Source organism: Haladaptatus caseinilyticus, from assembly GCF_026248685.1.
Lineage (GTDB): Archaea > Halobacteriota > Halobacteria > Halobacteriales > Haladaptataceae > Haladaptatus > Haladaptatus caseinilyticus.
The window spans coordinates 2,505,950-2,529,219 of record NZ_CP111036.1 but is presented as its reverse complement, the minus strand read 5'-3'; the positions used below and the strand labels follow the sequence as shown (position 1 = coordinate 2,529,219).

The following is a 23,270-nucleotide window of genomic DNA, read 5'->3' as shown; positions in this document are numbered from 1 at the left end:
AGAGACGCCATCGAACGTATCGGTGCAACTGAAGAAGGGACGCTTCGGAATCATCTGCAAACCCATCAAGGCCCCCGTGATACGGTCTATTTTAGCATTCTGGAGGACGAATGGACCGAAGTAAAACGTGACCTCGAACGCACGTATACCGAGCAGTGACGGTTTCGGGAAGACAGTTCTTTCCTTCGGGCTTCAGTTGACCGGCCGACGCTTGAACCGCCACCAGTGCAGTGTGTTAGCCCGATGTACCATTCGACTACCGGGGTCGAATTTTGAACCCGTACCTCGTCACGCCTTCCTGCGTGTAGATCTTTCGCATCGTCGTCTCCACCGAATCTCCGATTTCGAGCGTTCCGGTCGTAGCACCAGTCACTTGTGCAGGGGCGCTTGCGGTGCTCCCATCCGGTCCATCAAGCGCGACGATAGCTACGTCGAAGTCGCCTGATTTTGACTGCTGCTCCGCGAACTCCGGTGGGGCACCGCCTTGCGAAATCGTCGTCACGGCTTCGATAGTTCCCGTGCCGGTCAATCGAACCTCGTCGTACTCGACGAGCGACTTACACCCGCTGCACGCACCCTCCGGTGGGAAGTTCAGTGCGCCGCATTCGGAACATCGTCCGGCGAGCAGTCGGTGTCGCTGGTCCAAGGTGCGCCGCCACGAGGGAACGCTGACGTAGGCACCGCCGCCGCTTGGCGGCCCGGAGGTGAGTTCACCGCGCTTTCGGAGATAGTCGGCGTAGCTGATGTGGGTGTCGCCACCGAGCGCCACCGAAGTCGGTACGTCCCCTGCTTCGATCAGCAGGGCGTCCGCACCCGCGCCGCTTCCGAATGAGGCCACAAGGATTCGTTCGTGGCCGTCAGCGAAGGCGTTCGCCAAACTCAGTGGAACGCTTGCCGCGCCCGTATCGCCGAGTTCGTGGACGAGCGCACCCGCTTGAATCACCTCGGTTCCGACGCCGAGCGACCCCGCCGCGCGATACGGCAACTTTCCGTCCGGTGCTTGGATGCAAGCAACGTCCATCTCTTCGCCCTCGAAGCCGAGTTGTTCGACCGCACCGGCGAGCGTTTCGGAGAAGGCCTGTCGGTCGTAGCCCGTGACGCCGAGTCCGTCGAGGGTTTCCTCACCGGTCCCTCTGAAACGTGTTCCGGGGAACTCGCTCGCGTACTCGGCCTGCTGTACGATGCTGGCGGGACCGCCGTCGTCGAGGACGAACGCCGCTGCCCCCGCACCTGCGCCGTGCTCTTCCGGGGAATCCGGTTCTCCCCGTGGACGATCCGCGGCAACGACCAAACCGACACCGTCGTCCCACGGGCCAGCGGACAGTCCGGCCACGAGTGCTCTGGTTCCGGCGCGAGTGCTTCCCGTAAAGACGTGACGAGTCGCCGTCTCCGACACGCCAAGCATGCCACCGAGTCGAGCGGTCAGGTCCTCCTCTTCCATCGGCGGCGTAGTCGAAGCGAACGCGAGGAACGAAATGTCGGGATTTCCGGCGGCATCGAGCGCCCGTGTTCCCGCCTCGTACGCCATCGTCAGGGCGTCCTCGTCGGCTTCAGGCACAGCCTTTTCGTTGACTCCGGCGGCGTGGAACTGTCCCCACGCGTCGCGGAACTCGTCCGCCGATATCCTGAAGCGGGGTGCGTAGGCCCCAACCGCGGTAATGTTCGCATCTGCGTTCGGGTTCGTCATGCGTCCACCTCCCGTTCCCGTTCGAGCACGTGGACGACCGCCGCCCCGCCACTGCCGCCGACGTTGTGCGTGAGACCGCGAATCGCATCCTCGACCTGTCGGTTGCCGGCTTTGCCGGAGAGTTGCTTGTAGGCTTCGACCAGTTGTCCTGCACCAGTCGCGCCGATCGGATGTCCTTTCGATTTCAACCCACCGGAGGTGTTGACGGGGCGTTCACCGCCGAGTTCGGTTGCGCCTGATTCGACGAGTTCGCCGGCCTCGCCGGGTTCACAGAAGCCGAGATCCTCGTACGCCAGCAGTTCAGCGATCGCGAAGCAGTCGTGAACTTCCGCGAAATCGATGTCTTCGGGCGTGATTCCGGCCATCTCGTAGGCCTGTTCGCCCGCGTTCCGGGAAGCCGGAACCGAGGTGTACGTTTCGCGCTGGAACAGGCCAACTCGGTCGCTGGCCGCGCCGACGCCCGCAATTCGAATCGGATCGTCAGTGTACTCGTCGACGATGTCCTCGCTGACGACGAGGGCACAGGCCGCGCCGTCGGTCGTGGGGCAGCAGTGATAGAGCGTCAACGGGTCTGCGACGACTGGTGCGTTCTGAGCGTCCTCCAGCGAGCATTCGAAGCCGAGGTGGGCATGGGGATTTTTCGCACCGTTCGAGTGGTTTTTCACCGCCACACGCGAGAGATGTTCGCTGGTCGTTCCGTACTCCGCCATGTGTGCGTCGGCCATCTGGGCGTAGACACCCGCGAAGGTCGTTCCGGAGAGGCGTTCCCACTCGGTTTCGCCCGAAACGCCGAGCCAATATTTCGTCGCGTCGCTCGACGTATCGGTCATGATTTCGACGCCTCCCGCGAGAGCTACGTCCGCCATTCCACTTTTCACGGCTTGAACCGCGTGTCTCCCCGCGAATCCGCTCGCAGCACAGGCGTTCTCGACGCGGGTACAGGGGATACCATCGAGTCCGACGTGTTCCGTCACTGCTGGTCCGGAGAGACCGAGTTGTCGCCCGCCGACACCGAGCGTGCCGACGAACGCCTCGTCTACGTCGTCCGGATCGATACCCGCCGGAACGCTGTCGCAGGCCGCCTCGAAGGCAGTCCGAAAGAGCGACCGATAACTTTCGTCGGGGAACGACCCGAAATCCGTCTGGGCCGCACCGACCAAGTAGGCGTCTCGCATGACTCGAACTCGTAGGTGAGAGGAAAAATAACTGCCGTCACTCGGTCCACGTTGCCGGGAATCGGGGCATGACCGTTCGAGAAATCATCCCTCGACGAACCGCAAAACACCGCGACCGGCCAGAAATCCCACGACCGACCCGATGAGACCCAGTGATCCGAACGCGAGTACGAGCACCGGGAGCCATACGTCGCCGGACGAAGCACCTGTTATCTGCCGAATGAATGTCACGACCCCGAACGAAATCGAGGGAACCACGCCGACTGCGAGGCTAACCAGGAGGCCACCGCCCCGGAACGCGCTCAGAGCGGAAATGATGGGCGGCGCATAAAAGAGTGCGGCGGGAAGCAACAGGTCGTAGGCGAGACGTGCACCGGAACCGGTTCCGAACAGTATCACGAAGAGAAGCGCGAAAACGACACCAGCGAATCCTCCGACGAAAACCGACCAGTGGCGCACTCTCCCCTCCTGACGACCCCACAAAAGTCGTTCCGAGACAGTTATCATCGCATCGGCATGCAACGTCAAGCAAAATAAATGTTCAGCCGGAAATCGAGAAACAGTTTTCCCGTCGCTCTTCGAAGCACCGACCAGCATGGTATACAGTGACACCGAATCGGCGTCACGCGATGAGCTACGGGAACTGCAGAACGAGCGACTCGCCGAAACGGTCGCACACGCCTACGACAACGTCTCATTCTACCGAAACACGCTGGACGAGGCAGGGGTCTCGCCCGAAGATATCGAACGTGTCGAAGACGTCTCGAAACTTCCGTTCACGACGAAAGAAGATTTCCGCGACAATTACCCGGATGGGATGTTCGCGGTTCCGCGTGAGGAAATCCAGCGGATTCACGCCTCGTCGGGAACGACCGGAAAACCGAAAATCGTCTCGTACACGGAAGACGACCTCGGCGTCTGGCGCGAAGTGATGGCCCGGTCGCTCGCTGCGGCGGGCGTCAAATCGGAACACGTCGTCCAAAACGCCTACGGCTATGGTCTGTTCACCGGCGGTCTCGGGTTTCACGATGGAGTTCAGGAACTCGGTGCCTGTGTCATTCCGGTCGGGGGAGGAAACACCACCCGCCAGATCGATATGCTTCAGGATTTGGAGAGCGACGTACTCTCCTGTACACCGTCCTACTGTCTTTATCTCGCGGAGGCCGCAGAAGAGCGCGGAATCGACCCGCGAGATCTCCCGCTCTCGACGGTCGTCATCGGCGCTGAACCGTTCACCGACCCGATGCGCGAGGAAATCGAAGACGCACTCGACGTGACCGCGGTGGACGTGTACGGTCTCTCGGAGATCATCGGTCCGGGAGTCTCCATCGAATGCGCCGACGTACAGGACGGCTTGCATATCTGGGAGGACCACTTCTATCCGGAAGTCGTGGATCCGCATACGGGCGAACCGCTTCCGGAGGGCGAGGAGGGCGAACTCGTCATCACGAGTTTGACGAAGGAAGCCCTCCCAGTGCTACGCTATCGAACCGGCGACATGACCAGCCTGAACTACGAGACGTGTGGGTGCGGCAGAACCATGGTTCGGATGGGCAACGTCACCGGTCGGGCGGACGACCTGCTCATCGTTCGCGGTGTCAACGTCTACCCGAGCCAAATCGAGGAGGTCATGATCGATTTGGATGCCGTCGCACCGCACTACCGAATCGACCTGACACGGGACGGAAATCTGGACCGAATGAAGATCACGGTCGAGTATCACGAGCAGTTCGAGGCCTCACGTGACGAACTCCGCGAGGAGATTCAGGCCCGACTCGGCGAAGTATTGGACGTGAAACCCGACGAACTCGAAGTGGTCGAACCGGGCGCTATCGAACGAACCGAAGTTGGCAAAGTAAAGCGCGTGTACGACCACCGCGAGTAACGGGGAAACCGAAGAGTAAACGTCGGTCGCTGACCGTTTCCGCAGCGTTGATGTCGGCCTTCCGGGGTTACGGTTTGTACACTCGACCACGGAAAATAGCGATGTTTTCACCGTCGGCAGTCACGTCCACCCGATACGAGGCGGTTCGCCGCGTTTCGTCCTCCCGTTCGGCGACTGCGACGAGCGTTTCACCGACCTCCGCCGCGTCGAGATACGACATGTTCGTCTCTAGCGCGAGCGCCGTGTCCCCGTCCGAGTTGGACGCCGCCGCGAAGGCAACGTCCGCGAGCGAGTAGATGACGCCGCCGTGAGGCGTCCCATGAAAGTTCAGGAGGTCGTCGGAGATGCTCAGTTCGGTTCTCGCACGGCCGGATTCGAGGGTCGTGAGTTCGATTCCGAGGGTGGCACAGAACGGGTCGTTTGCGATCTTCTCGCGGCGTTCGGTGGGGATTTTCGCCATAAATCGCATCAGTGCAGTAGTTACTTATATTCTAGCCGAGTCGGTGACGACATGGCATACAGCTACGAACCGCACTACTTCGAGGACTTCGAGGAAGGGCAGACGTTCGAAAGCGTCGGTCGAACCGTGACCGAGTACGACTTCGTCATGCACTCGGCGTTCACGGGCGACTGGACGGAGCTTCATACCAACAAGCATTACGCCGAAGACGAATACTTCGGCGAGCGCGTCGCTCACGGACCGATGACGTTCTCACTGGCAACCGGTTTCGTCTACCGCTGTGGCTTCCTGGAGCGCACCGTTCTCGCGTTCCTCGGCATGAACTATATGGACATCCCCGCGCCAGTCAAAATGGACGACAGCATCTCGCTCGATATGGAAGTCATCGAAACGAAGGAACTCTCCAGCAGGGAGGACTCCGGCCTCGTCGTTATCGACACGACGATGACCAATCAGGAGGATACCATCGTCTTCGAGGGCGACATGAAGTTCCTCATCAAACGCCGCGAATAACGTCGATCCGTCCCCTTTCTGCGATCACCTGATTCCGACGCTGTCTACGTAGATGCGCTCACCGCACCCGAGGTATGCATCGTAGCCAACGCCGCCGTCCGTCCACGTCGAATCGGTCGCCGAAACGCGAGCGATGCGAACCCCGTCGACGTCACGGAGTGTCACCATGTGGTTGCCGTCCGTGCTCCAATCAACGACGAGTTCGTACCACGACCCTTGAGAAAGGCCGTATCCAGTCGAGTCCGAGTCGAGTCGGTGTGCGGTTTCGTCCTCATATCTGAACAGGATGAGGTCGTCGTTGGCGATGTCGACGCGGACGAAGTAGCGGTCATCGTGCCCCTGCACGCCGTACGAGAGGTTGCTGTCCGCCGCGCCGTCGCCACGGATCCAGTAGTTGAACGAGTCACCTGCTTCCGGGTACGTCGGCAGCCCCGTGGTGCTGATTAGTTCCGTGCTCGTGTCACCGATTTCGAGGGCGTTCGTTCCCCGTTCGGTCGGCGACGAAACCACGCGTGCACCCGACTCACTGCGGTCGAACGTGTACTCCGCGAGCGTGCCATTCTCGAACCCATCGACCAGCGTCGTGGGGGAGTACGAACAGGACGGCGGTTGACAGGACGTTCCCGATTTGTTTCGCCGACGGATGACGTTGCTGGAGTTGTCGAGGACGACGCGGTCGTCGGTCACGTCGAACGTGCTATCTACGATGCGGCTCCCGTCACAGTACTGTAACAAGACTCCATCACGGCCCGTTCCGGTTTGTTCGATGCAGCAGGATTTGAACACGGAGTCCGGGCGGCCGTAGGCACGAAGTGCGGCGCTTCCGGGATAGCCACCGGACGTATGTGCGGCGTCCCCCGTCACTTGCACGTTTATACATCGAATCGGCGCTGGTGTGGCATCCGGAGAAACCGCGTACATCGCCGCGGTGTCGTCGGTATCGATTTCGATGTGTGTGTCACGTATCTGCGTCGTCCCGCTTCCGGCGACGACGATGGCACCGTCGCTGACCGTCTCCGCGGTGAGACTCACATCGCAATTCCTGACGATGGCGTCGTGCGCGAACAGCCAGATTCCGCGCATGTTCGTGGGAAACGAATCATCGGAGTGGGGTGTATCCACGGTCACGCAACATCCCCGAACCTCGCTTCCCGCGCCGACGAGACGGACGTTCGAGATGTTGTTGTTCCGGTACTGCCCGCCGATAACGCGGACGGGTCCGGTGCTCCGTTTCGACTGGTATAGTCCGTTGTTCGGGAACCCCTCGAGTTGACAGTTCCGGAACTCCAGTTCGCCGGTCGTGTTCATCTCGACGAACGTTCCGACCGCACCGCTCCCGTCGGGTGCACCGTCGGGTGCGTGGAGATCCTTTATCAGGCCGCTTCCGGATGACGTTCGAACCCCGAAGAGAAACGGCCCTTGTGACCCGTCGTGAGTTCCGCGATGAAGGACGTCTCGGACGAGTAGACCGTCGTCGACGATGAGTTGCATCCTCGGCGCTTCCGACGCGCCGCCGACATCGTGTCTCAGACCTTCATAAAGGAGGTTGTACGAATCCTTTCCGCCGAGGGATAGCCACGCCGCACCCGAACTCGGTGTCACGTCGTCGGTAGTATCGAGAACTATCGTCGCCCCGGGTTCGACGCCAACCATCCCGAAATCGTGGAGTCCGTTGCCGAAATCGAAGGTGAAGTCGGTGACCCGAAACTCCCCCTGTGGAAACTCCAGTTTGGTATTGCTCCGGATGTTTTCGTCCAGAATTCCGTCGATGGGTTCCTCCCCGGTCGGGTCCATTCCGAGGTCGTCGACGACGTTGTACACGGTGTCGAACTGGAAATCGTCGGAGCCCACGGCTTGTGTCGTCGTATCGTCACCGGTCCCGCTTTGCGCACTTGACGCCGTGGACGTGGCGGTGCCGAGTGTTGTACCGCCCATGAGTGAGCAACTCGCCAGTTTTAGATAGGACCGCCGGTCGAACGTAGGTGGGTCGGGAGTCGGGTTTTCAGTGGTCTCGGGCATAGTATCTACCATGCACCATTTTATTTATAAAATAAGTTCATATATAATTTACCAAAATTAATTTTCACGATGGTGGTTTTTATGATCGGTGCGAAGCCGGGTCGCCTATCTTTTTAATGTCGATGCGAGAACGGTCACGTATGCCAATCGACATCCTCGCCGATGAGGACGAGCCACGAATCATCGACACCCATGCTCACCAGCCGACGAAGGAGTTTCTGGAGGACGCGGGCGGGCAGATGATGGAAGATGCCGCGAGCAAGTTCGGCGCGAAGATGGAAACGGACACGTACGATTCGTTCGTCGAGGAGTACCGCGAGGCCGGAATCGGGAGAACGATTTTGCTCGGCTGGGACGCCGAAACCAACACTGGTAACCCACCGGTTCCGAACGACTACGTCGCCGAAATCCGCGACGAGTACGACGACTTTTTCATCGGATTCGGCAGTGTTGACCCACTGAAAGACGACTGCGTCGAAGAAGCAGAGCGAGTCGTCAACGACCTCGACCTCTCCGGGTTCAAATTCCAACAGATCGCACAGGGATTCGACCCGAGCGACCCCGAACACGCCGAACTCTTTTCCACCATCGAGGACCTCGGCGTTCCCGTCGTTTTCCACGGCGGTAACTCGACACTCGGTGCTGGCGCGCCCGGCGGACGCGGTCTGAAAATCAAGTACGGAAATCCGATGCTCATCGACGACGTTGCCGCCGAACATCCCGACCTGCAGATCCTTCTCGCTCATCCTGCCTTCCCGTGGGAACAGGAACAACTGGCCATCTGCCAGCAGAAAGGAAACGTTTACATGGATCTTTCGGGCTGGTTACCGAAATACATCGACAACCAGGTGCTTCATTACGCGAAGACGCTCCTCCAAGACAAGGTGATGTTCGGTACCGACTATCCGATGATTCGACCGAAGAAATGGCTGAACCAGTTCGAAGACCTCGATTTCTCGGACGAGGTTCAGCGAAAGATCCTTTGGGAGAACGCGGAGGAGTTCCTGGGACTGTAGCACCGAACGACCGAAAATCGCGTTCCCACTGTTTTGGTCCGTTGCTACTCGTTGTAACTCCGGAACGATTCGAAAGTGCGGAATAAGTACTGCTATCCCCGGTATTCAGGCAACGTATAACAAGGAACGGTGCGGGAGGATACGCCAATTGATGATCGGACACGACGCCGGATTCGGCCCTCTCGTGAATCTTCCTTCACCCCGGACGAAGCTGGTATACCTCTATCTACATGTCGCCAACGGAGCGACGATAGAAGAACTACACGAGGTACTGGGGATGCAGTATCTGGAACTCTACAGCGCCCTTCGCGTGCTACGAGAGCGTGATTTCGTCCGAGACGAACAGAGCACGTACCGCTGTTGCGATCCCACCGAGATCGAACTCCATTCCATCGACGGTGGATTTTCACAGATACAGTAACGTCGTCCAACGGCGCGTTTCTCCACCACATAACTATGTACGAAACTACGGAATCCAGTGTTCGTGACGCGATGTCCGTACTAAATCGAACTGCCGGAAACGAGTACACCGTCCGATGGTACGACGAGAGCGATCTGTCGGGATTTCTTTCGCTCGACAACGCCGTCTTCCGGCGACACCGAAACGAACGATGGTTTCGGTGGAAATACGTGGACAACCCTTACGTCGATCACGTCCCCGTGTTCGTCGTGGAAAACGATGGAAAGATCGTCGGTGCGCGGCCGTTTCTCGCCTTCCAAATGCGGGTCGGCTCCGAGACGACACTTGCCCTCCAACCCGCAGATACCATGGTCCATCCCGAACACCGTCGCCAAGGGTTGTTTACCCGGATGACCCGGCACGCGATCGATTATTACGAGGACGGCGAGCCGGCGTTCTTTTTTAACTTCCCGAACCAGCGTTCGAGGCCCGGATATCTCAAACTCGGCTGGCAAATCGTCGGCGAACGGGAGACGTATTATCGGATTCACGACCCGTCGGCGTTGTTCGCTAGCGAGAAGGGAGTTCACTCGAACCTTCTCGACCTTAGTAGACCGCTTGCGAGCGGTCTCCACGGGATACGTCGCTCCGGGACGAAACGCTCCGGATCGTATTCGATTACTCGACACGTCGGCATCCGCGAGTCGGTTCTAACCGACCTGTACCGAGGAAATCCACCAGGCACCGTTCACGCCCTCCGCGACGAGACGTTCTACCAATGGCGGTTTGCGAGTCCTGCCTGGGAGCGAACTACCTACGTGGCCACTCGAAACGACGAACCAGTTGCCGGCGTCGTCGTGCGAACGCGAACCACGTCCGATGGGGTAACCGTGACCCAACTCGCGGATATCGTTCCACTGGTTCGAAGCGAGGCGAGAAACCGTGCGCTCTCTCGACTCTTCGAGCGCATTATAGACGATTACGCCGACTCGGACCTTCTTTCGGTCGCGAAAGGGAATATCCCACACGAACTGCTGACTCAGTTCGGGTTCGTCGGCGACACGACGCCGCCCCTGTCGTGGTTTTCGAACTTCGACTGTCGTCTCGTGGCGCTCCCGCTGAACTGCGACGGTTGGTCCGTCGGTGGCAAACGGCTAAGTCAACGGTCGAACTGGTACGTCGGATTTGGCGAGCGCGACACCGCATAGGAACCCCTTACTCGTCTCTCCGGATGCCCATAACAAAAGCCCGAGACGGAAAATGCAGCCCATAGATGGGACACAACACACGGAACGCGGTGGCATCAATCGCTCGACTGTATCGGTTCGCGCTGTTGGCGGCGAGTATGCCGGTCGTCCTCGCGGAATATTTTCGGACCGAAACGGGTTCGGAGTACGGTGTGGGATTGGTCGATAAGCTCGTCTTGGCCGCGAAGATGGCACGAAACAACGTGAAGATACAGACCGGTTCGACGTTCTTGGAACATCTCGTCATCGCCACGAAGGTTCTGACGATTCCCCGCAGCGAGGAGGGAAGCCTGGTCGAATGTGGCTGTTACAAAGGCGGGAGTACCGCGAACCTCTCGCTCGTCGCCGGACTCTGCAATCGACCGCTGGAAGTCTTCGATTCGTTCGAGGGAATGCCGGAACCGAACGAGGTTGACCGGGAACACGTCCTCGTCAAATCGGAGCAAGTTCACACGTACGACGAAGACGCGTGGGGCGCCCCGATAGAGGAGGTGCAAGAAAACATCGCACGGTATGGCGACATCTCGGTCTGTACGTTCCACAAGGGTTACTTCGACCAGTCGATGCCCTCCTTCGAAGAACCTTGCGTTCTCGTGTTCTTGGACGTGGGACTCCGGGAATCCGCCGAAACCTGTCTCGAACATCTCTGGCCACTGCTTCAATCCGGTGGTTATTGCTTTACGCACGACGTGAAGCATATGGAGATTTCCGCGCTCTTCTTCGATACCGATTGGTGGCGGCGAACGCTCGACAGGGAACCGCCCGGACTTGTCGGCGCCGGAAGCGGTCTGGGACTGCACCCAGAACACAACGGGTTCGGAAGCCTCCTCGGGTATATCGTGAAAGACCCCCAATCCGCAGTGTTCGAGATGGTATCCGACGACGGCGAAGGCGATAGTTGCGTCGAGGTCGTCCGCAAACAACAGGACGATTGAACCGATCACCGCGAGCGAAAACAGGCGCCACGAACCTGTTCATCAGAAGTCATCTATTTTCCAATTCGCTTGCGAAACGAAGCTTCCCGTCCGGGCCACAACAATCTTCCTCGTTCGCTCGAACCGCGTAACTGAGAGACGATGCAATCGCAAACCGGGGACCGGTGGGAGTACAAGACGATCAGACCTCCCCGCGGAAGTACGAAGAAGGAGTCGATAGACCCCGTCAACGACCTGAACGAACTCGGAGAAGACGGGTGGGAACTCGTCGAGACCATCGACTACGTCGGTGGCGGAACGAAGTATCTCGTTTTCAAACGGCCGAGTTGGTGGGAGGACGAAGACGAAGATGAGTGATGGGAACAACGGAAAGATAAGCACTGCGAACACAATGCGTGAGCGTGCCGGTGAGAGTCGAATCAAACTCTGGATACTGCTCGGTGCACGCCGCCTCGTCGTAACGGGCGTCATCGCGTTCATCTTTTTCGCCTCGTTCATCGTCGCTGGAGCGGTGCTCTATCCGCCCTTGAAGGCCGAAATCGCGAAGGCGGACACTATCGAGACGATGTTCTCGACAATGATCGGGGCGAACATCACTGGGACGACGCTGGTCGTCACGATCAGCCAACTGGTCATCTCGCAGGAGAACGGACCACTCGGGGATCAGCGCCAACGAATGAGCGACGCGATGGACTTTCGGAACTTCGTCGGGGAAATGCTCGGCCACACGACGCCGTCCGACCCATCGACGTTCCTCAAGAAGATAATCGACGCGACGGAGACCAGAGCGAACGAGCTCCGTGACTCTGTCAGCGAAATCGACGAGTTATGCGAGGAGCTAGACGAGTTCATCGACAGCCTCACCGGAAACGCGGATACGGTCAAGGACCAACTCGACGGGGCGACGTTCGGGACGTTCAACGTTCTGTTCGCGGCGCTCGATTTCAACTACTCGTGGAAGATCTTCCACGTCGAGCGGATGCGGGACGAGTATTCCGACAGCCTCGACGACGAGCAACATCGGAAGTTCGAACGGCTGAAAACCTCGCTATCGATGTTCGGCCCGGCACGAGAGCACATCAAGACGCTCTACTTCCAGTGGGCACTCATCGACCTCTCGCAGTTGATCCTCTACGCTGCGATTCCGGCACTCTTCGTTGCGGGAGCGATGCTCGCCTTCGTCGGAAGTGGAACGTTCACGGGAACGACGCTCGGCGTCACGGACATCCTCTGGGTCGTTTCCGGGGCGTTCACCGTGACTCTCGTTCCGTTCATGCTCCTCGTCTCGTACATCCTTCGTATCGCCACGGTCGCAAAACGAACGCTGGCAATCGGCCCGTTGATCCTGCGGGACTCACAACGATGACAGGGAAAGAGAGGATGGACGAAGGGAGGGCGGAGGGAGGAAGAACGGGCGGAACGAGGTCACTTCGTACTTCCCGTCGAACCCTGCTCGGGAGCGCTGCTGGACTCGGCATCGCCAGTTTGAGCGGGTGTGTGACACTCGGCCCGAAGGTGAGCGTTACCGGACTCGCTGACTCCGAAATCTTCAAAAAAGTATCCGTCAGCGAACCGTGGGCGAGCGGACGCGTCGTCGCGAGCGTCAGCTTTACCTCGACTGCGACAACGGAATCCGGCGTTCGGGGGCTGACCGTGATTAGCTCCAGCGGAACGGAGTTCGATACGGCGACGGTGCAGAGCGGACAGACGAAAAAGTCGATTTTCTTCCCGGTGGGGAAATCGACCCTCACGGCGGTCGATTTCGACGGAAAGACCGTCGAGACCGTCGAAGTAGCCGTTCGCGGCGACAAACTCCTCTGAGTCGGTCACGAGTTACTTGTCGTTTCCTGTCGTACCGGCAGTGGTGACTGAACGTGGGGGACTTCGACGTCGTTGTCATCGGTGGAGGAACGGGAAACAAGGTCGCGCTCGCCGCCGCGGAACGGGGGTTGGATGTGGCACTCATCGAGCGGGGCCCCATCGGGGGGACCTGTGTCAACAGGGGATGTAACCCGTCGAAAACGCTGATTCATCGTGCCGATATCGCGGAGACGATAGCGCGAGCTGACGAATTCGGAATCGAGGGTGATGTCGGCGAAATCGATTTCGAGGGAATCGTGCACGAGGTTACGGAGACGGTCGATGGAAAGTCGGAACGGATGGAGCAAACCGACCGAGATCACGACAACATCACGCTCTACCGAGAGGAGGCGCGGTTCGTCGACGAGCGAACGTTGGAAGTCGGAAGCGGCGAGCGTGTCAGTGGGGGGAAAGTCGTCGTCGCCGCCGGAGCGCAGCCGGTCGTTCCACCGGTCGATGGACTGGACGCAGTGGATTATCTCACGAGCGCGGACGCACTCCGACTCGATTCCCAACCCGAACGGATGGTCATCATCGGCGGCGGCTATATCGCCGCGGAGTTGGGGTATTTCTACGAAGCGCTCGGTACGTCGGTCGCTATCGTCGGACGGAGCGACTTGCTTCTCTCGAACGAAGACCGCGAAGTCGCGGCGACGTTCACCGAAATCGCCCGCCGCCGCCACAGGGTTTACACCGGCCACGAGGCGACCACGGTGTCGCGAAACGGCGAAGAGATCACGGTGACGGCGGAGGACAAAGACGGTCGGGAAATTTCGGTCACTGGTGACGCCCTCCTCGTCGCGGCAGGACGACGTCCGAACACCGACTCGCTCGACCCCGAGGCGGCTGGAATCGACGTCGACGATCGTGGGTTCGTGAAGACGAACGAATATCTGGAGACGAGTGCGGAAAACGTCTGGGCACAGGGCGACATCGCGGGCAACTATCAGTTCAAACATGCCGCGGATAGGGAAGCAAAGTATATCGAAACGAACGCGCTCGACGGCGAACGAGAAGCCGTCGATTATTCGAGTATGGGTCACGCCGTCTTCACATCGCCACAAGTCGCAGGGACGGGAAGGACGGAAGCGGAACTTCGAGGTGACGGGCGTAAATACGTCGTCGGTCGGTGCGCCTATGCTGACACGGTGATGGGTAAGGCGCTGAAAGAGCAAGACGGGTTCGTGAAGGTGCTCGCCGCTCCTGATGAGGGGACGATCCTCGGCTGTCACATCATCGGTCCGGATGCCTCGACCCTGATTCACGAGGTCCTGCTCTCGCTGGCGAGTGGGTCGGGAACCATCAGCGACGTGACCGACACGATTCACATCCATCCGACGTTGAGCAAGGTGGTGCTGAAAGCGTTCGAAGACGTGAATCGAACCGATTCGGTCGAAAACCCGTAGCGGACGAACGGGCGAAGGAAATCAACTCAGTCGTCGTCGGATGGGTCGTACGATTCGCAGGACCGATTTTCGATGGCGGTACCGACGGTACTGAGACACGATTCCGGTCCCGACGAGAAGGAACCAAAGAACGTGGCTCGTTCCGAGACTCGTCCACATCTCCGAGTGGAAGACCGGAAGCAACCCGCTCCAGTGACGTACGATTTGTTGCAGGATACTCGCACCCAGGAGACTCGTCACGACGGTCAGGAACGGGAGATAGAACTGCCAGACGAGAACGCCGGTGATTCCACCGACGACCACTGACCCGATGAGGGGGTCAACTATCCCGGAACCGAACGATGGGAGGGATATCGAGTGCAGGATGCTGGGATGCCCCAGCATCGAGTACGTGACCGCGGACGCGAGTGCGAAACAGAGTGCGACGATAGCAAATTGTTGCGTGGCGCGGGCGACCTGACTGCCGATGAGGCTTCCGACGATGGCGCCGACAAGCGAGACGAGCATCACATCGGGCGAGGCGACGCCGACCGGGGGTGCGACGAGGGTTCGCGCGACGAAGCTGCCTGCCAGAGCCCCGCCAAGTCCGCCGACCAATGACGTGAGTCGCGTCACGAAGGAGTACCCGAAGTACGTGAACGCGACACCGACCCCCGTCGCCAGAACGACGAGCGTCGTCGCGAGTAAATCTGTGACCATTGGATTCGAATCATACACACGTATTCCACTCCGTTAAATCGCTCGATACCCTCGAAACGAGACGTGGTCGATAGTCGCTACGGCTCCGATGCCTCACCAGTCGGGTTTTCTTCGAGCCACGTCTCTAATTCGTCTTCATACGCCTCCCACTCTGCGAGCAGGCGGTCGTACTCCTCGCGGGCCGCATCAGCACCCTGGTAGCTGGCGAGCGATTTCAACCGGTTTTTCATCCCCTTTTGACAGGCCTCGGTTTCGCCGTACCAGTCGTAGCCACACTGAACCATGGCATCGTGATACATCGTCCAGAAACCGATTCCGGGGTGATTTTCGTCGGTTTGCTCGGCGACGGCTGGTAGTTCCTCGTCGAACTCACGGAGATACGAGAGCGCGAACCGCGCCGTAAGTGGTTTCAGGCGACACTCCCACTCATCGCCGACTTCGCCTTTCGCATCCCGCTGTTGTTCGAGTAGGCTTCCATACCCTTCGTCGGTTTCCTCGTACCGGCGAAGCGTCCACGATTCGAGGCCGTCGAATCGATTCCAGTGGTCGGTCTCGCTTTCGATGAGTGCATCCGGGTCGCCCTCGAAGATGATTCGAACCAACCCGTAGTCCGGCCCCGATTCGTATTTGGCGAACTGTCGATACGCCCAGAACCAACCGGCCTCCCAGAATCCGCTCGCTTCGAAGCGAGGCCACGCGCCGGTGAGATATTCCCGGACGAACTGTTCTTCGTCTTCGCACGATTCGAACCGAAATTCGACATCTGCACCAACCATGTCTCGGGGTTCGGAGAGGGCTGAAAAATCGTTTCCGCGAAACATCTTTCTGTATATTTTTTAATGATTTCCAAAAAGTATGTCACGGAGACTACCGGATGGGCACACATGCCTCCAACGGATTCGGCCGGAATAGACGATGAAATCGCTGACGCGGCAGTCGATGCGCTCGGAACGCTCGCAAGTGAACATCGAATCGCGATCCTCCGCGAACTGGCGACGGCGGAGGAACCGCTCGCGTTTTCTGAGCTCAGAGAGCGGGTTGGAATCCGGGACACCGGTCGTTTCAACTACCATCTCACGGAACTCCGTGAACGATTCGTTCGAGAGAGTGACGGTGGCTACGAACTCGGCCACGCCGGGGAGCGCGTGATACTTGCGACTGCCGGTTTGGATGCGGAAGACGCTACCGCGCTCGCGGATGCCTACGATAGCGAGGAGAACGGCAATTGTGCCGTCTGTGGAGAGGAAGATTGCAACCGAGTGATTCACGTTCATCTCTCGGAAGTTTGAGATTGCATCTCCAACGGTAGAGTCTACGGCCTGGAGCGTCGGTCGAAAAATCAGTTCCTCATCGTATATCCGTCGGCTAGGATGAACAATATTTCGTAGTCGTTTGGTTATGTAAGCCGTAGCCCCGCCTTCCGACGGCGAGGAGAGGGTTTCGAACTAAGGATGTAGACACATCTTCACAAATATATTACAAAGATTTATTGATTACAAATTAAATCGTATATTCCATGGAGAGAAGAAATTTCCTCAAAGCAAGCGGCGTTGCAGGCATCCCGTTCTATCAGAATCGGAATACAGAGGGCGAATGCGGGGGCGAATCTAAAAATCAACAAGGGGGGAACGGACGATACGCCACCGAAATACGGGACGATTTGGAGAACCTCGACGAATATCGTCCGAAAAAGAACGCCAAATTTTTCGCTCTCGATACGGGCCAAGTTTTCATCGGAACGGGGCAAGAGTGGGTCGAGGTCGAGACGACCGGTGAGGAACCGAGATTCGAATCGGTTACTACGACTGAACTGAACGGCATCAATTATGCACCCACATCGACCGACATTCAGGCAGAAATCGATGCAGCGGCTGGTGGGGGAACAGTCCAGCTGTCACCTGGTGTCTACACCATCTCCGAACCGCTCGTAATGCGACAAGGGGTTCGACTAGTCGGGGCGGGAAATCAAGCGACGATACTCCGCCTTTCGAACGGAACAAACGACGACGTGATTCAGATACCTGCCAACGAACTGGAGTGTGAAATATCGAACCTCTACATAGACGGTAACAAAGCCAACAACACCAGTGGGTTCGGCATCCGAATCACGGGGTACAACTGGCGACCGAAGCTGTTCAACCTCATTATTCGAGATACTGCCGGAGCAGGTATTCAGTTCGAAGGAGGGACCGATAAGCTCTACGAGCCCATATTGCAGAACATCGACCAAGGCTTTGCGAACTCACATGGATTAAATACGAACGTCTGTTACGATCTCTCACTCTATAACTGTTATTTCCACGAAAACGCTGCTCAAGGAATGCGAGTACAGGGTTCAGGTCACGTCTGCCAACATCTCCACACGTTCGACAACACGAACGGTCTCTTGGTCGACGGTGCAAACGATTGCTGGTTCTATGGTACCTTCTTGGATACAAATACGAGAAACGGAGCACTCCTTCGAAATGCGACGCGAATTTTCTTCGAAGGAAGTTACGCATTCAACAACAGTACGGCAAACGCGGGAACCTACGATGGAATACAGCTCACCAATTCCCAAGACAATTATATTTTCTTCAGCACCTTTGCGGACAATCAAGGTTCATCGACACAGCGGCATGGATACTCGGAGGCGAACGGGTCTAAGGTAAACAACATTGCGTTCTGCACTGGCTACGGGAATGTTCAAGAATTGATCGGCAACCGGGACCCATCGACGATTCCGTTCCGTGTGAACGGCTATAACACGCAAACTTTTGCAAGCACGACGTTTAGCGGGGACGGGGCGACCAAGACGTTCACGATTTCGTCACACCAGTTGGCGGAAAACCCGTGGCGACAGAACATCCTTGCCTGGGCGTCACCGGTGAACGACGCTGCGAAAGAAGCGGGCCCGATAAGCATCTCTCCCGCGGATTTGAATGGCGATTACGCGTACGAAGCTCTGGAAGTACGGTTCTCATCTCCACCGCCACAGGGAACCGACAACGTCGAAATTTCGTGGTCGGCACGACTGATATAACTACACCTCACAACTCCACGAACGGGTCGTGTTTTACGGAGCGAACCTGCCAAACAGCCGAAACGAATATGTAGGATACCGTGGTAACTCGCATGTTCACCGGAGCGGTACGAAGATGGCGAGCTAATAGATTAGTCGAATGTCTATCGATGGAAAGTAGGAAATCGTACGAGGGATTGGTTGCTGGTATCATCACCGCCGTTGCTGTGTATGCGGTGTTAATTCTCAGTACCATATACCACCTCGGGATCCGACGAATTTTAGCGGTAGTAACTATCAGTATCTTTATTGCCGTAGTCGCTGCGGCGTTGTGGGAGAAGTTGTCATTCATCGGATGATCGGATTCGAATCGGACTGCTGGTTCGATAGTAACGCACCTAGTCGTCGGAGGCGAGCTCCGAGATCTTTTCGGAGCTCGGATCGACTTTTTCGGTAACGTTGAACTGCTTGACCGGAGAGAAAAATCCCCAGAGCGCCCCGACGGAGTGCAACGAGCTCAGAACGGGTCCGAGGAGGATGAGAAGGATCGAATCTTTCACATTTGCATCGTAGTAATAAATACCGAGCAAGCTCCAAACCGCCAGGAACGACGAGAGAACGATCGATCCGAATCGATAGATGAACGACGTCGGAGTGATTCCCTGAAAGAACAGAGAATTGAGCAGGAGCAACGGTATCAGCGGTGATGCACCCCAACTCGCATTTCGAGCGACGAACAGTATTCGATATCGATTCGGAAGAAGACTGAGCTGTTCGCGGGTACCTGATGCCCAACGTCGTCGTTGACGGATCATATTTCCGACCGACGGCGGCGCCTGATTGTAGAGGTGTGATTTTGCGAGACAAAACGACGCATCCCGATAATGGATCGCAATCCAGGTAAACCGGGTATCTTCGATCATCGATTCGAAATTCCACGTGATCTCGTCTTCGAGTTCCTTTCTCACGGCGAGACCGCCTCCCCACGCATAGAGTGGAATCGAGAGCTTACTGAACGCCCGTTGCTCGATTTGGAATCCCTGGCGGAATATTTCACAGAGATACGCGAGGTACGAGTCGGTTCGGACGGGATGTTCGGAATACTGGACGATGTCCGCATCAGGGATTCCCTCCAACCCCGTAGCGATAGTGTCCTCATCGAGATACAGCACGTATTCTTTCTCACAGGGAACGTGCCGTCTGGCCCATTCGACGGCTCTCGCTTTGTATCGTGCATTACACGAGAAGTCGGAAGGAACGACGTGTACGTCAGCACCTGATATCGTCATCTCCTTTTCCGCAACGACGATCCTCTCGGTAAGTTCGTCAGGTATGGAATCGACCGTGTTTTGGACGACACCTTCCGATCCGATGGTCAGTATCCGAACTTGTATTTGATCCAGTCCATGCTCTATTTCCTTCTTTTTCCAGTCTCTAGCGAGGAAAACGATTTCATAGATCCAAAATGAGGTAGTAAGTGCAAATAAAATAAGTATCGGCCAAAAAACAATATATCCGATGAGAGACCCGATTTGTACCATCGTCTGTCGAACAACCGATTAGCCAATAAACATATAGTCCGTTATCGTATGTGTGCTATTATCAATGAGACTATAGAAGACAGTAATTCTAGCAACTCACCGCTAAAATAGGTCCGACCGTACCGTGCACCGGAGCAACTCATATCAGCGACCCCGACGTATCGTTTGATCCACGGTTCCCCGAGACGAACCGAGAGACGAATATACCGTCACTACAACACCGACGAGAACATGCCTGCCAAAAGAAAAAATGTACTTCTTGGAGTTTTCCCCGGTGATCGAACAGAAGATTTGACGTCACTCGACCGGTTCGAGACTTGGTTGGGCACGCGACCCACCGTCGTTACGTTGTTCATTTCAGGGCTCTCCGACCCGAACCGGGTCGAGGCGTTCGTCGATAGTTGGATGACCCGCACATGGAATCACAGTCACGTTCCGCTAGTGACGTGGGAACCGCGGACGGAAACGGAGTCCAACGAACTCATCACGCAGCAGATCGCACGTGGAATGTACGACGAACAGATTTCGAGATTCGCATCACTGTTAGAATCGTGGATTTTTGAGCCCCCTGAAGGGCACGAGCGCAGGTTGTTCTTCCGGCCAGCACACGAAATGAACGGAGATTGGTATCCGTGGAGCGCTCGGGACGGTCGTATAACACCCAGCGATTATGTGCGGATGTGGCGCCATCTCCGTGAAATCTTCGCCGAGACGGTGATGATAGGCGAACACATACAGTGGATGTGGTCGGTGAACTGTGAAGACCGACTGGCCTACCCCGCTGAATCGTTTTATCCAGGGGACGAATACGTCGATTGGATCGGTATCGACGGGTACAATTGGGGTGACAGCCAGAAATGGTCCGAATGGAAGTCTCCATCGGAAATCTATGATCCGATGCTCGACCGGATGAAACGGTTAGCCGACAATCCGATCGCGTTTCCCGAGCTCGCCAGCAGTTCGTGCTATCGTGGCAGGTATCGAGCGAGCGAGAAGAACGCCTGGATAACGGAGTTCGGCCGCTACATCGCTTCCACTGACGTGAATTTGATAAGTTGGTTCAATATGGATAAAAATACTGATTGGGCAGTGTTCGACGGTAAAAACGGCACGAAGACAGTGACGGTAGACGGGTCTACGTGTTCGACGTATCCCGCGTACAGAACCCTTGTTACGACGGAACTGAATCCACTTGGCGGAGCGGCCCCGCGTATCTTGACGGATGAACAGTTTCTGGGAAAGTTCTAATTTCGAACGACATTGTACGTAGTTACCGTATCCAGAGACAGTAGTTCGATTATCAATGCCGTGTAGAGATTAATTCAGGACAAATACACGATATATGTTTATACCTGTGGGCGACGTATCATACTGCCATGGGAAAGAGTAGTTCACTTCGTGACCCACTGGTTCACCGGGATCAGGAGGGTACTGAGCCGCTGCTGAAGGGATATTTGGATTCTACCAAATGGTACGCGTACATAGTCAATGCGATATATGCACTTCTCACGATTATATTTGTAGTAGTCATATTTCAGAGTGCATTGAACATCTATCGAAGTCCGAGTCCGCCCCTCTTTGGTATGGATAACAGCCCAGTTTTTGGAGGCGCTCTTCTCGTTAGCACCCTTGTTATGTGGTATCTTATCAGAGACTGATATCCCGCGTTCATGGGCGGTTATATCGGTGTGACGTTTGAACTCTTTCCCTTTCTCGAATTACAGGAATCGATGAACCTGCCGCATCGTATTCGCCGACGGCCGATTCGAATCGGCGGACATGTCGTCCTTCTCGATCGATGTAAAACCCGATTGCGGTGTACTGTCGTTCGTGGACGTCGTTTGTTGCTTCGAACTTCCCTCCCTCAGTCGAACGAGCGGCGTGAGCGAACGACTTCCCGAACGACCTCCACTATCCAGTGAACGTGTGGAGGGATTCCATCTGGACAACGTCAGGTCGGGAATTTCATAGATCGAAATATTGTTTATGAGTGCAGTGTTCGACAGCATGCTCGGGTGAAAATGAAATTTAACTTTCAAAAAGATATCACGGCGTTCGATTTTTCACACCAGGGCGATTCGAAGTTCGCTCACTCGAATTCGGGCTTCCGTCCTTCGAGGAACGCAGAGACACCTTCTCTGTGAGCGGGCATGTCGTAGGCCTGTGACTGAACCATCGTCTCGTAGTCGAGTGCTTCGCGCCAATCCTTTCCGAGGTTTTCGTGCAGAGCTTGCTTGCCGAGTGCGATGGTATGGGTCGGCTGTTTCGCTAGCGTGTCGGTCAGTTCTTCTACCCGAACGTCGAGCTGTTCGTCGGGAACGGCTTCGTTGATGACGTCCAACTCGGCCGCTTCCTCGGCCGAAATCAACTCCCCAGTGAACGCGAGTTCCTTGGCCGTGCGCAAACCGACGAGTCGCGGGAGCAGGAACGTCCCCCCCATATCTGGAATCAGACCGACGTTGATGAACGAGGCCGCGAATCGGGCGGATTCGGCGGCATATGCGAAATCCGACGCCGTGACGAGTGCCATTCCGGCACCGACCGCATCGCCGTTGACCTTCGCGACGACGGGGACGGGTGCGGAAAGCACTTCGTGAACGACTCGTGAGAGCGTGTCGCGAACCCGTTCGTAGGCCTCCCGGACGTTCTCCTCGCGCTCCGCCATCGACTCGATGTCGCCACCCGCGCTGAACGCTTTTCCCTCTCCAGTCAGCACGACCGCATCGATGGATTTGGGGTCGCTCTCGGACAGGATTTCGGCGAGTTCGCCCGCGGCTTCCGGTGTGAATGCGTTTCGTACGTTGGGGCGGTCGAAGGTAACCGTTCGAATTCCGTCGTCGTCGGAGACGTGCATACGGAGAGGTCACTGCATGCACATTTAATTACTCCCCACGTGCAGTCGAGGTATGGACATCGAAGCGTTCTTCGAAGGGATGCCTTTTGCCGACCTGCTCGGCGTCGAAGTGACCGAAGCTGAAGACGGACACGCGGAGGGAACGGTCGAGATGAGAAAGGACCTGTCGTGGAATCAAGACCAACTCATGGCCCACGGCGGCGTCACGTTCACGCTCGCGGACACGGTCGGCGGCGCTGCACTCGTCTCGCTCAACGACCAGCCAGTACCCACGATCGATATGCGAATCGACTACCTCAGTGCCGGAACGGGCGACCTCTTCGCTGAGGCGGACGTAGTTCGAAACGGAAGCGACGTCGGAACCGTCGATGTCAGCGTGTACGATGAAGACGGCGAGCACATCGCGGAGGCCCGCGGTGTCTACAAAACCGGGTGACAACGCGTGAAACGACAGTTGATTTTCGTTCTCGTGGCAGCGCTCCTCGCGTCCGTGTTCGTGTTCGTTCGTCGAAAGCGGAAAAACACGGAGCTCAACCCGCCGTTCTGATCTATTTATCAACGAATTGGTCACA

General features: G+C 57.2%; 24 protein-coding genes. 15 read left to right on the top strand and 9 right to left on the bottom strand.

Translation table 11 applies throughout. The annotated features are described in order from the left end of the window. Positions 1–256: 256 nt before the first annotated feature. The 3 genes from OOF89_RS13650 to OOF89_RS13640 form a co-directional block, all read right to left on the bottom strand. Positions 257–1,687 (bottom strand): zinc ribbon domain-containing protein, encoded by a 1,431-nt coding sequence (locus tag OOF89_RS13650; RefSeq protein ID WP_266077150.1) that lies wholly within the window; start codon positions 1,685–1,687, stop codon positions 257–259. Beyond that, positions 1,684–2,862 carry a thiolase domain-containing protein gene (locus OOF89_RS13645; protein ID WP_266077148.1) on the bottom strand — a complete coding sequence of 393 codons (1,179 nt, stop codon included), beginning with the start codon at positions 2,860–2,862 and terminating at the stop codon, positions 1,684–1,686. The genes OOF89_RS13650 and OOF89_RS13645 overlap by 4 nt, the downstream gene beginning before the upstream one ends. Before the next feature lie 84 nt (positions 2,863–2,946). After that, complete coding sequence (locus OOF89_RS13640; protein WP_266077147.1) at positions 2,947–3,369, bottom strand: hypothetical protein; 423 nt, start codon at positions 3,367–3,369, stop codon at positions 2,947–2,949. 88 nt (positions 3,370–3,457) lie between these two features. On the opposite strand from OOF89_RS13640, the gene paaK reads away from it, so the two are divergent. Next, positions 3,458–4,747 (top strand): phenylacetate--CoA ligase PaaK, encoded by a 1,290-nt coding sequence (gene paaK, locus OOF89_RS13635; RefSeq protein ID WP_266077145.1) that lies wholly within the window; start codon positions 3,458–3,460, stop codon positions 4,745–4,747. Between the two features lie 67 nt (positions 4,748–4,814). Here paaK and OOF89_RS13630 read toward each other — a convergent pair whose 3' ends face one another. Next, the gene (locus OOF89_RS13630) at positions 4,815–5,207 is read right to left on the bottom strand and encodes a hotdog fold thioesterase (protein ID WP_266077143.1); all 393 of its coding nucleotides are present in this window, start codon (positions 5,205–5,207) and stop codon (positions 4,815–4,817) included. A 51-nt stretch (positions 5,208–5,258) separates the two neighbouring features. Between OOF89_RS13630 and OOF89_RS13625 the strand changes: the two genes are divergently transcribed. Then, positions 5,259–5,720: a MaoC/PaaZ C-terminal domain-containing protein gene (locus tag OOF89_RS13625; RefSeq protein ID WP_266077141.1), complete on the top strand. Its 462-nt coding sequence runs from the start codon at positions 5,259–5,261 to the stop codon at positions 5,718–5,720. Positions 5,721–5,744: 24 nt separating this feature from the next. Here the strand turns inward: OOF89_RS13625 and OOF89_RS13620 are convergent, their stop codons facing one another. Beyond that, positions 5,745–7,739, bottom strand: a complete 1,995-nt coding sequence (locus OOF89_RS13620) for a hypothetical protein (RefSeq protein WP_266077139.1) — start codon at positions 7,737–7,739, stop codon at positions 5,745–5,747. A 140-nt stretch (positions 7,740–7,879) separates the two neighbouring features. On the opposite strand from OOF89_RS13620, the gene OOF89_RS13615 reads away from it, so the two are divergent. From OOF89_RS13615 to OOF89_RS13580, 8 genes are all read left to right on the top strand, one after another. After that, a complete protein-coding gene (locus OOF89_RS13615; protein WP_266077137.1) occupies positions 7,880–8,755 on the top strand; it encodes an amidohydrolase family protein in 876 nt (291 codons plus the stop codon). Positions 8,756–8,906: 151 nt separating this feature from the next. After that, entirely contained in the window at positions 8,907–9,176 is a 270-nt protein-coding gene (locus tag OOF89_RS13610) for a helix-turn-helix domain-containing protein (protein ID WP_266077135.1), read from the top strand. 35 nt (positions 9,177–9,211) lie between these two features. After that, the gene (locus tag OOF89_RS13605) at positions 9,212–10,363 is read left to right on the top strand and encodes a GNAT family N-acetyltransferase (protein WP_266077133.1); all 1,152 of its coding nucleotides are present in this window, start codon (positions 9,212–9,214) and stop codon (positions 10,361–10,363) included. Positions 10,364–10,428: 65 nt separating this feature from the next. Continuing rightward, entirely contained in the window at positions 10,429–11,337 is a 909-nt protein-coding gene (locus OOF89_RS13600; protein WP_266077131.1) for a TylF/MycF/NovP-related O-methyltransferase, read from the top strand. A gap of 141 nt (positions 11,338–11,478) precedes the next feature. Continuing rightward, complete coding sequence (locus tag OOF89_RS13595) at positions 11,479–11,694, top strand: DUF4177 domain-containing protein (protein WP_266077129.1); 216 nt, start codon at positions 11,479–11,481, stop codon at positions 11,692–11,694. Then, entirely contained in the window at positions 11,687–12,703 is a 1,017-nt protein-coding gene (locus OOF89_RS13590; RefSeq protein WP_266077127.1) for a hypothetical protein, read from the top strand. Before OOF89_RS13595 ends, OOF89_RS13590 begins: the two co-directional genes overlap by 8 nt. Further along, complete coding sequence (locus OOF89_RS13585) at positions 12,700–13,158, top strand: hypothetical protein (protein WP_266077125.1); 459 nt, start codon at positions 12,700–12,702, stop codon at positions 13,156–13,158. The genes OOF89_RS13590 and OOF89_RS13585 overlap by 4 nt, the downstream gene beginning before the upstream one ends. A 53-nt stretch (positions 13,159–13,211) precedes the next feature. After that, positions 13,212–14,603 carry a dihydrolipoyl dehydrogenase family protein gene (locus OOF89_RS13580; protein WP_266077123.1) on the top strand — a complete coding sequence of 464 codons (1,392 nt, stop codon included), beginning with the start codon at positions 13,212–13,214 and terminating at the stop codon, positions 14,601–14,603. Between the two features lie 21 nt (positions 14,604–14,624). Here OOF89_RS13580 and OOF89_RS13575 read toward each other — a convergent pair whose 3' ends face one another. Together OOF89_RS13575 and OOF89_RS13570 are read right to left on the bottom strand one after the other, a co-directional pair. After that, complete coding sequence (locus OOF89_RS13575; protein WP_266077121.1) at positions 14,625–15,302, bottom strand: hypothetical protein; 678 nt, start codon at positions 15,300–15,302, stop codon at positions 14,625–14,627. A 77-nt stretch (positions 15,303–15,379) separates the two neighbouring features. Next, positions 15,380–16,078 (bottom strand): hypothetical protein, encoded by a 699-nt coding sequence (locus OOF89_RS13570; protein WP_266077119.1) that lies wholly within the window; start codon positions 16,076–16,078, stop codon positions 15,380–15,382. A 108-nt stretch (positions 16,079–16,186) separates the two neighbouring features. Between OOF89_RS13570 and OOF89_RS13565 the strand changes: the two genes are divergently transcribed. Together OOF89_RS13565 and OOF89_RS13560 are read left to right on the top strand one after the other, a co-directional pair. After that, positions 16,187–16,591, top strand: a complete 405-nt coding sequence (locus tag OOF89_RS13565) for a DUF7347 domain-containing protein (protein ID WP_266077117.1) — start codon at positions 16,187–16,189, stop codon at positions 16,589–16,591. Between the two features lie 227 nt (positions 16,592–16,818). Further along, complete coding sequence (locus OOF89_RS13560) at positions 16,819–18,324, top strand: glycosyl hydrolase family 28-related protein (RefSeq protein WP_266077115.1); 1,506 nt, start codon at positions 16,819–16,821, stop codon at positions 18,322–18,324. 377 nt (positions 18,325–18,701) lie between these two features. On the opposite strand, the gene OOF89_RS13555 is transcribed toward OOF89_RS13560, so the two are convergent. Then, positions 18,702–19,844 carry a glycosyltransferase family 2 protein gene (locus tag OOF89_RS13555; protein WP_266077113.1) on the bottom strand — a complete coding sequence of 381 codons (1,143 nt, stop codon included), beginning with the start codon at positions 19,842–19,844 and terminating at the stop codon, positions 18,702–18,704. 231 nt (positions 19,845–20,075) lie between these two features. On the opposite strand from OOF89_RS13555, the gene OOF89_RS13550 reads away from it, so the two are divergent. Further along, the gene (locus OOF89_RS13550; protein ID WP_266077111.1) at positions 20,076–21,092 is read left to right on the top strand and encodes a glycoside hydrolase family 26 protein; all 1,017 of its coding nucleotides are present in this window, start codon (positions 20,076–20,078) and stop codon (positions 21,090–21,092) included. Between the two features lie 841 nt (positions 21,093–21,933). Here OOF89_RS13550 and OOF89_RS13545 read toward each other — a convergent pair. Continuing rightward, positions 21,934–22,698 (bottom strand): enoyl-CoA hydratase/isomerase family protein, encoded by a 765-nt coding sequence (locus tag OOF89_RS13545; RefSeq protein WP_266077109.1) that lies wholly within the window; start codon positions 22,696–22,698, stop codon positions 21,934–21,936. Positions 22,699–22,750: 52 nt separating this feature from the next. Here OOF89_RS13545 and OOF89_RS13540 point away from each other — a divergent pair, with 52 nt between their 5' ends. Together OOF89_RS13540 and OOF89_RS13535 are read left to right on the top strand one after the other, a co-directional pair. Next, entirely contained in the window at positions 22,751–23,134 is a 384-nt protein-coding gene (locus tag OOF89_RS13540) for a PaaI family thioesterase (protein ID WP_266077107.1), read from the top strand. 6 nt (positions 23,135–23,140) lie between these two features. Beyond that, positions 23,141–23,245 carry an LPXTG cell wall anchor domain-containing protein gene (locus OOF89_RS13535; protein ID WP_266077105.1) on the top strand — a complete coding sequence of 35 codons (105 nt, stop codon included), beginning with the start codon at positions 23,141–23,143 and terminating at the stop codon, positions 23,243–23,245. Positions 23,246–23,270 lie beyond the last annotated feature (25 nt).

Bases quoted from the DNA above. Each gene is read 5' to 3' on its own strand.
- OOF89_RS13650 (WP_266077150.1), bottom strand. From the start codon at position 1,687: ATGACGAACCCGAACGCAGATGCGAACATTACCGCGGTTGGGGCCTAC.
- OOF89_RS13645 (WP_266077148.1), bottom strand. From the start codon at position 2,862: ATGCGAGACGCCTACTTGGTCGGTGCGGCCCAGACGGATTTCGGGTCG.
- OOF89_RS13640 (WP_266077147.1), bottom strand. From the start codon at position 3,369: ATGATAACTGTCTCGGAACGACTTTTGTGGGGTCGTCAGGAGGGGAGA.
- paaK (WP_266077145.1), top strand. From the start codon at position 3,458: ATGGTATACAGTGACACCGAATCGGCGTCACGCGATGAGCTACGGGAA.
- OOF89_RS13630 (WP_266077143.1), bottom strand. From the start codon at position 5,207: ATGGCGAAAATCCCCACCGAACGCCGCGAGAAGATCGCAAACGACCCG.
- OOF89_RS13625 (WP_266077141.1), top strand. From the start codon at position 5,259: ATGGCATACAGCTACGAACCGCACTACTTCGAGGACTTCGAGGAAGGG.
- OOF89_RS13620 (WP_266077139.1), bottom strand. From the start codon at position 7,739: ATGCCCGAGACCACTGAAAACCCGACTCCCGACCCACCTACGTTCGAC.
- OOF89_RS13615 (WP_266077137.1), top strand. From the start codon at position 7,880: ATGCCAATCGACATCCTCGCCGATGAGGACGAGCCACGAATCATCGAC.
- OOF89_RS13610 (WP_266077135.1), top strand. From the start codon at position 8,907: ATGATCGGACACGACGCCGGATTCGGCCCTCTCGTGAATCTTCCTTCA.
- OOF89_RS13605 (WP_266077133.1), top strand. From the start codon at position 9,212: ATGTACGAAACTACGGAATCCAGTGTTCGTGACGCGATGTCCGTACTA.
- OOF89_RS13600 (WP_266077131.1), top strand. From the start codon at position 10,429: ATGGGACACAACACACGGAACGCGGTGGCATCAATCGCTCGACTGTAT.
- OOF89_RS13595 (WP_266077129.1), top strand. From the start codon at position 11,479: ATGCAATCGCAAACCGGGGACCGGTGGGAGTACAAGACGATCAGACCT.
- OOF89_RS13590 (WP_266077127.1), top strand. From the start codon at position 11,687: ATGAGTGATGGGAACAACGGAAAGATAAGCACTGCGAACACAATGCGT.
- OOF89_RS13585 (WP_266077125.1), top strand. From the start codon at position 12,700: ATGACAGGGAAAGAGAGGATGGACGAAGGGAGGGCGGAGGGAGGAAGA.
- OOF89_RS13575 (WP_266077121.1), bottom strand. From the start codon at position 15,302: ATGGTCACAGATTTACTCGCGACGACGCTCGTCGTTCTGGCGACGGGG.
- OOF89_RS13570 (WP_266077119.1), bottom strand. From the start codon at position 16,078: ATGGTTGGTGCAGATGTCGAATTTCGGTTCGAATCGTGCGAAGACGAA.
- OOF89_RS13565 (WP_266077117.1), top strand. From the start codon at position 16,187: ATGCCTCCAACGGATTCGGCCGGAATAGACGATGAAATCGCTGACGCG.
- OOF89_RS13560 (WP_266077115.1), top strand. From the start codon at position 16,819: ATGGAGAGAAGAAATTTCCTCAAAGCAAGCGGCGTTGCAGGCATCCCG.
- OOF89_RS13555 (WP_266077113.1), bottom strand. From the start codon at position 19,844: ATGGTACAAATCGGGTCTCTCATCGGATATATTGTTTTTTGGCCGATA.
- OOF89_RS13550 (WP_266077111.1), top strand. From the start codon at position 20,076: ATGCCTGCCAAAAGAAAAAATGTACTTCTTGGAGTTTTCCCCGGTGAT.
- OOF89_RS13545 (WP_266077109.1), bottom strand. From the start codon at position 22,698: ATGCACGTCTCCGACGACGACGGAATTCGAACGGTTACCTTCGACCGC.
- OOF89_RS13540 (WP_266077107.1), top strand. From the start codon at position 22,751: ATGGACATCGAAGCGTTCTTCGAAGGGATGCCTTTTGCCGACCTGCTC.